Genomic DNA, 12,259 nt, shown 5'->3' on the forward strand with positions numbered 1-12,259 from the left:
TGTATCGTCACGATGGAAGAAATTGAATGTCACAGACTACCCAGGCGCCTGCTCCCCAGCGGATTTCTGATCTCAAGGTATCGGGCCATCTGATGACGCTCCAGACGGGCCTGTTCTGCGTGTTTCTGGCACCGGGGCAGCAGCCGCCAACGGCAGCCGGTCTGCCCGGTGTGCGTCTTTCCCAGCCGCCGGTGCGGGATGAGGGCAACATCAGCATCGTGACGTTTGATGAGGATGGCTGGCTGGGTGGCCAGAATGGCGCAGCGCTGATCCGTGTGCAGCAGGGGCCGGCTCAGGTGCTGGTCACCGTCTATCAGGAACTTGGCTCCCCGCATGATGCCCCGCGTCTGCAGGTTGTGCAGCTGAGCCACAACGCCAATGCCGGCCCGGTTGCGCAGCATGCCCCTGTGGCCCCGCCTGCTCAGGCTCCGGCGGCCGCCCCGGTTCAGCCCTCTCCGGCTTCCGCTGCTTCTAATTCGTCTGCAGCAGAAATCGGTGCTCATATTCAGCGACGTGGGGATGTGATGTCCCGCGTTGGCGAATGGATGGGTAAACCCGGCAGCCATGCGTGGATTGAAGGCTTTGGTGTTGCGTCGTCTGAGATGATTGGCGCTGATGACATTGAATATCAGGCTGTTCTTGGAAAAGGCTGGCTGTCTCCGTGGGTTGAAGGCGGCAAATATTGCGGTAGCCGCGGCATGGCGCTGCCTATTCTTGGCCTGTGCATTCGCCTCAAAGGCAAAGCCGCCAAGAAATACATCTGCCGTGTGACGGCAACCTTTACCGATGGCACCCGCGTAGGCCCGGTCGATACGGGTGAGCCGATTGAGACCGCAAGCCTTGCCCCGCTGGAAGCCTTCCTGCTGGAAATTCTCCCGCGTGAAGAAGGCGGCCGGGGCAAAGGGCGTCGTGGTGGCAAGGGCCGGAATGCCGCTGCTGAAGCAGAAGCCGCCGCAGATCTGGCAGCCCTTCTGGAAGAGGAAATTGAAGAAGCTGAAGTTCTCGAAGAGCTTGAAGAACTGGAAGCCGAGGCAGACGACTCTGAAGAATTTGAACTGTTTATAGAAGAAGAGCTGCCCCCGGCTAAGCCTGCGCGTGCGCCGCGTGGTGGTCGTCCGGCAGGCAAGGGGCGGTCCGCTAAAGCTGCGGCTTCTGAGCGTGCACCGGCAAAGCCAGTTGGGCGGCCCCGGAAAGCCGCCGCTGCGCTCAAAGCAGCACCGGCCAAGACGGCCCCGTCCGGCCGTGGTCGTGGACGTAAACCGACGTCCCGGCGTTAAAAGTCTCCCTGGGCCTGGTTTGAAAAAACCGGGCCTGTCCGGGAAAGTGGTGGCATAACAATACAGGTAATCCCTTGAAGTATCTTTTTATTCACCAGAACTTCCCCGGACAGTACCTCCATATCGTGCGTCATCTGGTTCAGGTCGGTGGCCACGATATTGTTTTTATCAGCGAAGATAACGCTAATCTCATTCCCGGGGTCCGCCGCGTTATTTACCGTATGCCCCGGCATGCCACCGAGCAGACCCATCCGGGTGCACGGGAATTCGACCTCGGGCTGGTGCGGGCGGATGCTGTGGCAAAAGCGGCTACCACGCTTAAAACGCTTGGGTTTGAGCCCGATATCATCATCGGCCATCATGGCTGGGGTGAACTGCTGAATATTCAGGACGTGTTCCCCGACGCGCCGGTGCTGGGCTATTTTGAATTCTACTATCATACGGGGCCGGGCTTCGATATCGGGTTTGACCCGGAATTCCCCGTAAATCCCGCCATGATGCCGCTGGTGCGGGCCAAGAATGCCATCAACCTGCAGGCGCTGACGTCACCCGGTTACGGGCAAACCCCCACGGAATTCCAGAAGGGTGCGTATCCAGACTGGGCGCAGGACAAAATTACTGTGCTGCGGGAAGGGGTGGATCTGGACCTGTGCTGCCCGGACCCCACGGCGCATCGCCGGAAATTTAGCATCAAGGACGTGCATGTTTCTCCTAAAGAGAAGCTGATTACGTATGTCTCGCGGGATCTGGAGCCGTATCGCGGCTTCCATGTTTTCATGCGGGCCTTGCCGCGCATCCTTAAGGAACAGCCTGATGCCCGCGTGATCATGGTCGGGGGGGATGGCGTCAGCTACGGCGCACGCCTGCCGTCTGGCACATGGCGGGAGAAGATGCTGGCAGAACTGGCCGGGCAGCTTGATCTTTCGCGTGTCCATTTTGTGGGCAAGGTTGCCTATGAGGACTTTCTGCGTCTGCTCCAGCGGTCCGATACACATGTCTATCTGACCTATCCGTTTGTCGCCTCCTGGTCTCTGCGTGAAGCCATGGCGGCCGGGTGCGCCATTGTGGGCAGCGCGACGGCACCGGTTGAAGAATTTCTTGAAGATGGCGTGACCGGGCGTCTGGTGCCGTTTACGGAGCCGGACCGGATTGCCGAGGGTGTTTTGGAACTGCTGAACGACACGCGCACCGCGAAAAAAATGCGGCAGGCAGCGCGGGCTGAGGCCGAGCAGACGCTGTGCATGAAGGCCTATCTGGCAGAGTATGAAGAGCTGATTGCCAGACTGATTGCGGCGCATAAGCCTGCCTCTGTGCAGCAGGCTGCGGCTGTTCAGAGCAAACCGCCCCGTAAAGCCAAAGCCGCCTCCCGTAAGGCAAGCAGTAAGGCCAAAGTCGCTGCCGCTAAGGTGGTGGAGTCTGCACCGGTTAAAAAGGCTGGTCGGCCTGCGGCAAAAGCACGGCAGCCTGAGGCCCGCAAAGTGGCTTCCATAAAAGGCGCTGATGCGAAAAAGTCAGTTCCTGCACAGACCAAAGCGACCCGTGTCAGTAAACGAGCCGCTGAGCGTATCAGTCCAACAGAACAGCGTGCATCAAAGCCCGCTAAAGTAGCTCCTGCCCGTGCAGTGCGCACCGGTGGCCGCAAGAAAAAGGCGGATCTGGTTTCCTCCTGATCCACCGGGTCTCCCTCAGCCTGTTCAGGCGTGAGGCGGGACCGACTGGTTCACATGGTTGGCCAGCTCGATAATCATCTTGCGCATCAGCGCGGCGATGGCGGCGTCAGTGCTGACATCCCCGGTTTCAGACAGATGCACCCGGTCACGGATCAGCGGTTTGTTCGGGTCCTGTGGTAGCACAGCCCAGTTGGCGTCCATTACGGCTGAGCCATTGGCATCCACATCCAGACGCGAAATATTCACCTGCACACGCAGCGTTGCGGCATCGGCCAGCGGTTGGTCGGTAATCAGCTCATTGGGGTGGGAGACGGCAATCTGGTTGGTAATCAGATCCGTAATGCCCAGAGACAGCCGCGTGGCCCAGCGGGATTTGGGGCTGCGCACAATTTCTTCGCCGTTCCGCAGCACGATATCCTGCGAATCCAGATAATCCGGAATGACCGTGCGGCTGATTTCAACCGTGGTGGCGCGGGCGGACAGATGCGGCTGCCGTGCGTCCTGATCAGATGGCATCCCCAGCGTGTAAAGCCGCAGCGGCGGGGAGGCGCAGGAGGTCAGCAGCGCGCAGCCGGAAAGCAGGGCCATGCAGGAAAGGCGACGCAGGGTGAGCATCATGGACGGCGTCCCATCAGCAGGAGTTGCGGGTTGCGTTCAACATCGCTGGAGAACCCGCGCAGAGAGGCCGCAGCCGCGGCAATATCGCGCAGGGCGGCGTCCAGATTGGCGCGGTCAATGGAACGCGGGGAAAGAATGGTCTGGAGCGTATCCAGCGTTTTGGTGGCGGAGACCAGAGTGGTATGCACATCCGCACCCCGGTTGGTCAGCTGCTCCGTGCTGGTTTGCAGCAGCTTGTCCATTTTCAGCAGCGTGACATCCAGCTTGGCCTGAAGGTCCCGAATAGCGTCGGTCGCGGCCTGAACGGTGTCATGCGAGCGGTCCGTGGTGACTTTCACACTGGCAATCAGCGGCGGCAGGTCCGTGTTCATCTTGTCGCTCAGCGTCCTGATGGACAGGAGCGTCGCATCGGCGTGGCTGGCAATGTCCTTTACCGGCAGGTCGCTCAGCGTGTCTTTCAGCTTTTCCATGGTGGACAGGCGGGCGGGAATTTCCAGATCACCCGTAATGCGCGGATGCAGAATGGCGGGCGTGGATTTGTCAAAATCCAGCTCGATATTGGACTGACCGGTTACAAAGCTCTGCAGATTGAGTTCCGCCCGCAGGCCGTTGGCAATCATCTCCTGCATGCTGACCTTGGTGCCGCCCGGCACGTCGCGCACGATATGGATCTGGTCGGGCTCCAGCGTGAGCTCAACCGGGATGTAGGCTTTGCGGTCCAGTGGGTCAAAACGCAGGGTGATGCTTTTGACAGATCCCACCTTAACACCCCGGAAATTGACAGGCGCTCCCACAGCCAGACCGGTAATGGAGTTCTGGAACACCACCACAGCCTCGCGCGAGGGCGCGAAGAAGCGCATGTGCCCAAACAGCATGATCACGGCCAGCGCCAGCGCGCCACCACCCAGAACAAATGCTCCGATCAGGGTTTTACGGTTTGTGCTTTCAGCCATGAACGTTCAGCCCTTCGTCTCATCCGTCGGGGAAATCTCCGCCTGACGGTTCATAAAAGCCATTACTTCCGGAATGGTGCAGTGGTCCCGCAAATCTCGGGGGGCCCCGCGTGCAATGGGTGTGTGGGTTTTGGCATCCAGAAAAATGCCGTCATCTGCAATGGCGAACAGGCTTGGCAGTTCGTGGCTGACAATCACAATAGTCGCCCCCAGCCCGTCCCGCAGGGTCAGGATCAGATCATCCAGCCGGGCGGAGGTAATGGGGTCGAGCCCGGCGGAGGGCTCGTCAAAAAACAGAATATCCGGGTCCAGAGCAATAGCGCGGGCAAGGCCTGCCCGTTTGCGCATGCCGCCGGAAATTTCAGAGGGCATCAGGTCAATCGCCTGTTCCATGCCCACAAAGCCCAGCTTGAGTTCCACCAGACGGCGAATGACATCCGGCGGCAGGGGCGTGAACATTTCCATGGGCAGGGCGACATTTTCGCCCACCGTCATGGAGCTCCACAGGGCTGCACTCTGGAACAGCACGCCAAAGCGATGGTTGATTTCCGTGCGGCGCTTGTCGTTCTGCGCCCAGTAATCTTCCTGCCCGACCAGAATCTGCCCGGCAGTGGGGCGCAAAAGGCCGATCATGCTTTTCAGCAGAGTGCTTTTCCCGCAGCCGGAGCCGCCCATGACGGCAAAGATCGAACCGCGTTTAAGGTCGAACGAGACATTCTGCTGGATGACCTTGGGGCCAAAGGACAGGCCCAGATCCCGCACGGAGATAATGGTGTCTGCTGCGTTCATGTTCAGATCCCCAGCACGGTGGCCATGACGGCGAAGATGGCATCCATGGCGATGACGCCCACAATGCCAATCACCACGGCCCGTGTTGCGGCAATCCCCACATCCGCCGCACTCCGCCCGGCGCGCAGGCCTACCCGGCAGGCGGCCAGCGCAATAAAGCTGGCGAAGAAGAAGGATTTGACGAAGCCGAACACAAATTCCGTCAGGGAAACACCCTCAAAGGTGGTGTTCAGATAGCCGAGGGGAGAGATGTCCATCATGCTGACGGACACGACAAACCCGCCGAAAATCGCAATGAGCGTGCCGTAGATATACAGCAGCGGCATCATCAACCCGAGGGAGAGAATGGAAGGCAGCAGGATGTAGCTGGATACCGGAATGCCAAACACCTGCAGGGCGTCAATTTCCTCATTCCCCAGCATGGTGGAAATACGCGCGGCATAAGCGCCGCCGGTGCGCCCGGCCATGACAATGGCGGTCATGATGGCGGAAATTTCTCGCGCGCAGGCAATGCCCACCAGATTGGCGACATAGATTTCCGCTGCAAAACGCCGCAGTTCCACCAGCCCGACAAACGCCAGAATGGCGCCCACCAGAAAATTCACCACGCCCACAATCAGCAGGGCGGAGGGGCCGGCGTTCCAGATATCGGTGGCCAGATCCTTCAGGCGCATCCCGCTTTTGCCCGTCAGGGTTTTGCACGCACCCTGTGCGGTCTCCAGCGCCAGTTCCGTCACTGTGCCGGTTTCATTCAGCACATTGAGGCTTTTATCGCCCACGCGCTCCAGCAGGGGAGGTTTCTTGCGGTCTGCTGCCTTATTGGGGGCAGGGGCGTCCGGCAGCAGGGCCAGCAGGCGCTGGGCGGAAGCGGGCAGGCCGTAGGGGTCAAACTGCAACCCGGCATGGCTTGCGGCCTGCTTCACATCCCACAGGAACGCAATGAAGGCGGAATCCCACCCGCTCACGCCCTGACTGTCGAATGTCAGGGTACCGTGGCTCTGCGCCTGTGTCAGCCCGTCAGGCGGGAAGGGGGCCATGCCGCCATCCTGCACGCTCCACGAGCCCCGCAGCACAAGGCGGGGGGCAGAGGAGTCCCCTTCCAGCGTCCAGACAGGTTTTTCAGGCGTTTGCGCTGGATGCGGAGGGGCTGCGTGGGGGTGAGGATCAGTCATGATGTGTGGCGACATTAGGGTACGGTCTCCGGGCTGACCAGCCCTGCCCGGGGGTGTGGCGGCCATGTTCTCAGGGAAGAGCTTACACGGGTGTGGTATAAGGCGGCCCGGGGCGCAGCGGGCCAGCCATTGCGGCGGGGCAGCGGGTCCGCTAGATGCAGCCATGCTTTACCGGTGTTCTGGCCGGTTTTCTGAATTTTACGACGGGAGTTCTTCATGCGACGCAGACGCGGCCGCCCGCTGGATGGCTGGCTGGTGATCGACAAGCCTTCCGGTGTGACATCCACCCAGATGGTGGGTCGGGCCAAACGGATTTTTGATGCGCAGAAAGTCGGGCACGGCGGCACGCTGGACCCGCTGGCGACCGGCCTTTTGCCGCTGGCCTTTGGCGCGGCCACCAAAACTGTGCCGTACATTATGGACGGCACCAAAATCTACCGCTTTACGCTCAAACTGGGGGAAGCGCGGGATAGTGACGATGCCGATGGCAACGTGACGGAAGTGTCTGACGTGCGCCCGACCGATGATGAGCTGCGCGCCGCTCTCCCCGCTCTGACGGGGGATATCATGCAGGTGCCGCCCGTGTTCTCCGCACTGAAGGTGGCCGGGGAGCGGTCCTATGACATGGCGCGTGAAGGCCGTGCGCCGGAACTGCCGCCCCGCCCTGCGCGGGTGGACCGGTTTGAGCTTATTGAACGCCCCGATGCGGATACCGCGATCTTTGAGGTCGAATCCGGCAAGGGCGTGTACATGCGCGCGCTGGCGCGTGATGTGGCGCTGGCCTGCGGCACTGTGGGCCATATAACCGCGCTGCGCCGCCTGCGCGTGGGGCCTTTTACAGAGGCTGATGCGATTGTTCTGGACAAAATTGTCCTAAACGACGACAACCCCCATGCCTCACCGGAGCTGCTGCGTCCGGTCTCGACCGCGCTGGCCGACATCCCGGCGGTGGCCCTGACCAAAGACGAAGCAGTGTCCTTGTTGCACGGACAGGCGCTCAGCCTTGTCGATCTGATGGATCGTCTCCCTCAGATTGATAATGAGGACGCACCCATCCGGGCCATGGAAGGGGGGCGCGTACTGGGCCTTTGCCGTCGTGAAGACGGCTTCCTGCGTCCTGTGCGGATTCTCTAGAACCTTCTTTGTACGGAGACAGTGATGTCGATTACCGCAGAACGCCGCACGGCAGTTATCAGTGAATACCAGACGACCCCCACAGACACGGGGTCACCGGAAGTTCAGGTCGCAATTCTGACCGAGCGCATTGTTAACCTGACCGAGCACCTGAAGACCCACGCGAAGGATTTCCATTCGCGCCGTGGTCTGCTGATCCTCGTTGGTCGTCGTCGCAGCCTGCTCGACTACCTGCGTCGTAAGAGCCAGAGCCGCTACGAAACGCTGATCGGTCGTCTCGGCCTGCGTCGCTAAGACCAGAGTTGAAGGCGTGAAGGGTGCGGTTGCCGGGTGATGCCGCAAGCCGCACCCTTTCCCTTTTTCGGGCTATTGTGTGATGATAGTCCTGCGCGCGGAGGCCATGCTGGTCCTCGCGTCTGAATAATAATGGCCACAGGTCTGAGTGCGGGATCATGATCCCGGCGGGCCACGGCGTTTCCGACCACATGGCGCCTGGGTGGTTTTGCCACCAGTCACCATGCCGTCCGAGGCGCTGTCCGCTCCTTCGGTTCTCCCCCCGCCTGTTCGTGTGGCCTTGAGTAAAATGTAAGGCAGAACTGTATGTTCAATTACTACCGTAAAGAAATCGAATGGGGCGGTCGTCCGCTGGTGCTGGAAACGGGCAAGATTGCTCGCCAGGCCGATGGTGCCGTGGTTGTCACCTATGGTGAGACCGTTGTGCTGTGTACCGCTGTCGGTGCAAAATCAGTCAAGCCGGGTCAGGATTTCTTTCCGCTGACCGTCAACTATCAGGAAAAAGCCTACGCTGCGGGTAAAATCCCCGGTGGCTTCTTCAAGCGCGAAGGCCGTCCGTCCGAGAACGAAACCCTCGTATCTCGTCTGATCGACCGCCCGCTGCGTCCGCTGTTCCCGGAAGGGTTCCGCAACGAGGTGCAGGTCATTGCTACCGTGCTGACGCACGATATGGAAAATGATCCGTCCATCCCGGCTCTGATCGGCTGTTCCGCAGCCCTGACGCTGTCCGGCATTCCCTTCTTCGGCCCGGTTGGCGCTGCGCGCGTTGGCTTTAAGGACGGTGCGTTCATCCTGAACCCGACCCTTGAGCAGATGGCTGAAGCTGATCTGGATCTGGTCGTCGCCGGCACGGAAGAAGGCGTGCTGATGGTCGAATCCGAAGCGTCTGAACTGTCTGAAGACGTGATGCTGGATGCCGTGACCTTTGGTCATGCTGCCTTCCAGCCGGTGATCGAAGCCATCATCTCTCTGGCTGAACACGCTGCAAAAGCACCGTGGGATCTGCCGGAAGTCTCCAAGGAAGCGCAGAAGCTCCGCACCCGCATCGACAAAGTGGGTCGCAAGCTGATTGCTGACGCGTACAAGGAAAAGAAGAAGCAGGCACGTTACGAAAAGATCGGTGCCGCCAAGGAAGCGATTCTGGCCAAGCTGGCTGAAGAAGAGCTGGACGTGGACGCCGCCAAGCCGATGCTGAAGGATCTGGAAGCCGACGTGGTTCGTACGTCTGTGCTGAAGACCGGCATGCGTATCGACGGGCGTGATCTGGTCACGGTGCGTCCGATTGTGTCTGAAGTCGGCATTCTGCCGCGTGCACATGGCTCTTCCCTGTTCACGCGTGGTGAAACGCAGGCGCTGGTTGTGACCACGCTGGGCACCGGGCAGGATGAGCAGGTGATTGATGCGCTGCAGGGCGAATATCGCACCAACTTCATGCTGCACTACAACTTCCCTCCCTTCTCTGTGGGTGAGTGCGGTCGTATTGGCTCCCCGGGCCGTCGTGAAATCGGGCATGGCAAGCTGGCATGGCGCGCTATCCACCCGCTGCTGCCCAGCCGTCAGGAATTCCCGTATACGCTGCGCGTGGTGTCTGAAATCACGGAAAGCAACGGCTCTTCCTCCATGGCGACCGTCTGCGGGTCCTCTCTGGCTCTGATGGACGCTGGTGTGCCGCTGAAGCGCCCGGTGGCCGGTATTGCCATGGGTCTGATCAAGGAAGGCGAAGACTTCGCCGTTCTGTCCGACATTCTGGGTGATGAAGATCACCTCGGCGACATGGACTTCAAGGTCGCTGGCACCGAACAGGGCGTGACCGCTCTGCAGATGGACATCAAGATTACGTCCATCACGCCGGAAATCATGAAGATCGCTCTGGGTCAGGCCCGCAATGGCCGCCTGCACATTCTGGGTGAAATGAGCAAGGCGCTGACGGAAGGCCGCACAGACGTGTCCTCCACAGCTCCGAAAATCACCACCCTGACCGTGCCGCGCGAAAAAATCCGCGATGTGATCGGCTCTGGCGGTAAAGTTATTCGTGAGATTGTTGAATACTCCGGTGCGAAGGTCGATATCGGAGATGATGGCACCATCACCATCGCTGCAATGTCTGACGATCAGGCCCAGAAAGCCATTGATCGCATCAACGGCATTGTGGCTGAGCCGGAACTGGGCCGCGTTTACAACGGTAAGGTTGTTAAAACGGCTGACTTCGGCGCGTTCGTGAACTTCATGGGCGCACGTGACGGTCTGGTTCACATTTCCGAACTCACGCAGGGTCGCGTTGGCAAGACGACTGACGTTGTCAAGCAGGGTGACGAAGTGAAGGTGAAAGTGATCGGGTTTGACGACCGCGGCAAAGTTAAGCTGTCCATGCGCGTTGTTGACCAGGAAACCGGTGCTGACATCACGGAAACCGTGGGCGCCAAGCCTGCGCGGGCTCCGCGTCGGGATGCTGAATAAGATCGGCGCTTGCCAGACAACACGATAGGACAGATATGAAGGCGATCAACGCAGTTCGCATGGGGGGCGTGGACGTCCTGCCGCTGGTAGAAGGCGGCAAGGGGGTTTCCGTTTCAACAGGCGTTTCAGCCGGGGCTTGGGCTGCAGCGGGCGGGGCCGGTACGGTCTCCATTGTTAATGCGGACAGTTACGATGCAGCCGGAAACCCGGTCCCGCAGATCTATCACGGCCGGACCCGTCGGGACCGGCATGAAGAGCTGGTGGACTACGCCATTCGTGGCGGCATTGCGCAGGCTCAGATTGCGCATGACATCGCGGGTGGCCGTGGGCGTATCCACGCCAATATTCTGTGGGAAATGGGGTCTGCGGAACGCGTGATCAGAGGCGTTCTGGATGGGGCCAAAGGCCTTATTCAGGGTGTGACCTGTGGCGCGGGTATGCCGTACCGGCTTTCTGACATTGCTGTAGAATATGGGGTTTACTATTACCCCATCGTCTCTTCCGCACGGGCGTTCAATGCTCTGTGGAAGCGCGCCTACAGCAAGACGTCCGACCTGCTGGGCGGTGTGGTGTATGAAGATCCGTGGCGGGCTGGCGGTCATAACGGCCTGTCCAACACGGAAAACCCACTACAGCCGGAAGACCCGTACCCCCGCGTGGCGGCTCTGCGCAAACTCATGCGCAGCTTCGGGCTGGATGAAACCCCCATTATCATGGCGGGTGGCGTCTGGTGTCTGGAAGAATGGGAAGACTGGATTGGGAACCCGGAACTGGGGCCGATTGTGTTCCAGTTCGGCACGCGTCCGCTGCTGACGCAGGAAAGCCCGATCCCGCAGGCGTGGAAAGACCGGCTGCTCACCCTGAAAAAGGGTGACGTCTACCTCAACCGTTTCTCCCCGACCGGCTTTTACTCCTCTGCCGTGAACAACAGCTTCCTGCAGGAACTGCGCGGGCGTTCAGAGCGGCAGGTGGCGTTCTCACCGGAAGCACTGGGTGCCCATACCGCGTCTTATGGCGTGGGCGCGCGTAAGCGCGAAGTGTTTGTGACGGAGGAAGATCTCCAGCGCATTCACGGCTGGGAGGCTCAGGGCTTTACGGAAGCCATGCGTACCCCGGATTCCACGCTGATTTTTGTAACGCCGGACCGGGCGCGGGAAATCATTGCGGATCAGGTTGCGTGCATGGGCTGTCTGTCCGAGTGCAAGTTCTCCAACTGGAGCCAGCGCGCGCCGGATTACAGCAACGGGCACAAGGCGGACCCGCGGTCCTTCTGTATTCAGAAAACGCTTCAGGCTGCGGCACATGCCAGCGGGCCGGATGCGGCAGATGTTCTGGACCATAATCTGATGTTTGGCGGCACCAATGCGTGGCGCTTTGCAACAGACCCGTTCTACGCCAACGGCTTTGTGCCGACGGTGGCACAGCTGATCGAACGGATTATGAGCGGGCGTTAAATCCCGTTTTCCCGGTCCCGAGTGCTTACAAAAAGGCCCGTCAGAGACACACTCTGACGGGCCTTTTTTGTCTTTGGATTTGCCCGAAGGCAGCGTGCGTTACCGGCGGGACCGGGCAATCTTCTGGTCGGTCTTATACTGGCTGAGCGCGTAGACGGACCAGATGGCCGCCGGAATCCAGCCGATAACCGTAATCTGCAGGAACAGGCAGATAATGCCGGCAAAAGGCCGCCCAATGGTGAAGAACTGAAGCCAGGGCAGCAGCAGGGCAAGAAGAAGGCGCATGAAAATCTCCTGTAGGCAGTATAAAAGCCAGTCAAAGGCAGGATGACGGGGCCGCAGGCGGAAAACAAGCCCGGAGCGCGGCCCTAGGTGCCTCGGCCTTTGTGTGCTAGAAGAAAAACACAGGGGAAACAGCCTGTTTGCCCTCAAGTAATTCTA

At 60.0% G+C, this 12,259-nt stretch carries 12 protein-coding genes; 6 read left to right on the forward strand and 6 right to left on the reverse strand.

The window, feature by feature from the left end; all coding sequences use genetic code 11:
* Nucleotides 1-26: 26 nt before the first annotated feature.
* On the forward strand, nt 27-1,277 hold the full coding sequence (locus AD930_RS07205) for a hypothetical protein (RefSeq protein ID WP_061505668.1): 1,251 nt from the start codon (nt 27-29) through the stop codon (nt 1,275-1,277).
* Between the two features lie 74 nt (nt 1,278-1,351).
* A complete protein-coding gene (locus AD930_RS07210) occupies nt 1,352-2,947 on the forward strand; it encodes a glycosyltransferase family 4 protein (RefSeq protein ID WP_082781747.1) in 1,596 nt (531 codons plus the stop codon).
* A gap of 24 nt (nt 2,948-2,971) precedes the next feature.
* Here AD930_RS07210 and AD930_RS07215 read toward each other — a convergent pair whose 3' ends face one another.
* From AD930_RS07215 to AD930_RS07235, 5 genes are read right to left on the reverse strand one after another with little or no spacing between them, the layout of a single operon-like run.
* Nucleotides 2,972-3,565 (reverse strand): PqiC family protein, encoded by a 594-nt coding sequence (locus AD930_RS07215; RefSeq protein WP_061505669.1) that lies wholly within the window; start codon nt 3,563-3,565, stop codon nt 2,972-2,974.
* Nucleotides 3,562-4,518 (reverse strand): MlaD family protein, encoded by a 957-nt coding sequence (locus AD930_RS07220; RefSeq protein ID WP_043549316.1) that lies wholly within the window; start codon nt 4,516-4,518, stop codon nt 3,562-3,564. Before AD930_RS07220 ends, AD930_RS07215 begins: the two co-directional genes overlap by 4 nt.
* Nucleotides 4,519-4,524: 6 nt before the next feature.
* Complete coding sequence (locus AD930_RS07225; RefSeq protein WP_061490434.1) at nt 4,525-5,307, reverse strand: ABC transporter ATP-binding protein; 783 nt, start codon at nt 5,305-5,307, stop codon at nt 4,525-4,527.
* A gap of 2 nt (nt 5,308-5,309) precedes the next feature.
* A complete protein-coding gene (locus AD930_RS07230) occupies nt 5,310-6,479 on the reverse strand; it encodes an ABC transporter permease (RefSeq protein WP_061505695.1) in 1,170 nt (389 codons plus the stop codon).
* A 14-nt stretch (nt 6,480-6,493) separates the two neighbouring features.
* The gene (locus tag AD930_RS07235) at nt 6,494-6,697 is read right to left on the reverse strand and encodes a hypothetical protein (protein ID WP_061505670.1); all 204 of its coding nucleotides are present in this window, start codon (nt 6,695-6,697) and stop codon (nt 6,494-6,496) included.
* Here AD930_RS07235 and truB point away from each other — a divergent pair.
* The 4 genes from truB (at nt 6,696) to AD930_RS07255 (ending at nt 11,818) form a co-directional block, all read left to right on the forward strand.
* Nucleotides 6,696-7,613, forward strand: a complete 918-nt coding sequence (gene truB, locus AD930_RS07240; RefSeq protein WP_043549312.1) for a tRNA pseudouridine(55) synthase TruB — start codon at nt 6,696-6,698, stop codon at nt 7,611-7,613. The two genes, AD930_RS07235 and truB, sit on opposite strands and share 2 nt — an antisense overlap.
* Before the next feature lie 24 nt (nt 7,614-7,637).
* Nucleotides 7,638-7,907 carry a 30S ribosomal protein S15 gene (rpsO, locus tag AD930_RS07245; protein WP_043549310.1) on the forward strand — a complete coding sequence of 90 codons (270 nt, stop codon included), beginning with the start codon at nt 7,638-7,640 and terminating at the stop codon, nt 7,905-7,907.
* 306 nt (nt 7,908-8,213) lie between these two features.
* Nucleotides 8,214-10,364, forward strand: a complete 2,151-nt coding sequence (gene pnp / locus AD930_RS07250; protein WP_061502679.1) for a polyribonucleotide nucleotidyltransferase — start codon at nt 8,214-8,216, stop codon at nt 10,362-10,364.
* 35 nt (nt 10,365-10,399) lie between these two features.
* Nucleotides 10,400-11,818: an NAD(P)H-dependent flavin oxidoreductase gene (locus AD930_RS07255; RefSeq protein ID WP_043549308.1), complete on the forward strand. Its 1,419-nt coding sequence runs from the start codon at nt 10,400-10,402 to the stop codon at nt 11,816-11,818.
* Nucleotides 11,819-11,917: 99 nt separating this feature from the next.
* On the opposite strand, the gene AD930_RS07260 is transcribed toward AD930_RS07255, so the two are convergent.
* Nucleotides 11,918-12,103 (reverse strand): YqaE/Pmp3 family membrane protein, encoded by a 186-nt coding sequence (locus AD930_RS07260; protein ID WP_061502683.1) that lies wholly within the window; start codon nt 12,101-12,103, stop codon nt 11,918-11,920.
* Nucleotides 12,104-12,259: the final 156 nt, after the last annotated feature.

It is taken from the genome of Acetobacter malorum (assembly GCF_001580615.1).
Classification (GTDB): domain Bacteria; phylum Pseudomonadota; class Alphaproteobacteria; order Acetobacterales; family Acetobacteraceae; genus Acetobacter; species Acetobacter malorum.

Bases quoted from the DNA above. Each gene is read 5' to 3' on its own strand.
- AD930_RS07220 (WP_043549316.1), bottom strand. From the start codon at position 4,518: ATGGCTGAAAGCACAAACCGTAAAACCCTGATCGGAGCATTTGTTCTG.
- AD930_RS07225 (WP_061490434.1), bottom strand. From the start codon at position 5,307: ATGAACGCAGCAGACACCATTATCTCCGTGCGGGATCTGGGCCTGTCC.
- AD930_RS07230 (WP_061505695.1), bottom strand. From the start codon at position 6,479: ATGACTGATCCTCACCCCCACGCAGCCCCTCCGCATCCAGCGCAAACG.
- AD930_RS07260 (WP_061502683.1), bottom strand. From the start codon at position 12,103: ATGCGCCTTCTTCTTGCCCTGCTGCTGCCCTGGCTTCAGTTCTTCACC.
- rpsO (WP_043549310.1), top strand. From the start codon at position 7,638: ATGTCGATTACCGCAGAACGCCGCACGGCAGTTATCAGTGAATACCAG.
- AD930_RS07235 (WP_061505670.1), bottom strand. From the start codon at position 6,697: ATGAAGAACTCCCGTCGTAAAATTCAGAAAACCGGCCAGAACACCGGT.
- AD930_RS07205 (WP_061505668.1), top strand. From the start codon at position 27: ATGTCACAGACTACCCAGGCGCCTGCTCCCCAGCGGATTTCTGATCTC.
- truB (WP_043549312.1), top strand. From the start codon at position 6,696: ATGCGACGCAGACGCGGCCGCCCGCTGGATGGCTGGCTGGTGATCGAC.
- AD930_RS07255 (WP_043549308.1), top strand. From the start codon at position 10,400: ATGAAGGCGATCAACGCAGTTCGCATGGGGGGCGTGGACGTCCTGCCG.
- pnp (WP_061502679.1), top strand. From the start codon at position 8,214: ATGTTCAATTACTACCGTAAAGAAATCGAATGGGGCGGTCGTCCGCTG.
- AD930_RS07215 (WP_061505669.1), bottom strand. From the start codon at position 3,565: ATGATGCTCACCCTGCGTCGCCTTTCCTGCATGGCCCTGCTTTCCGGC.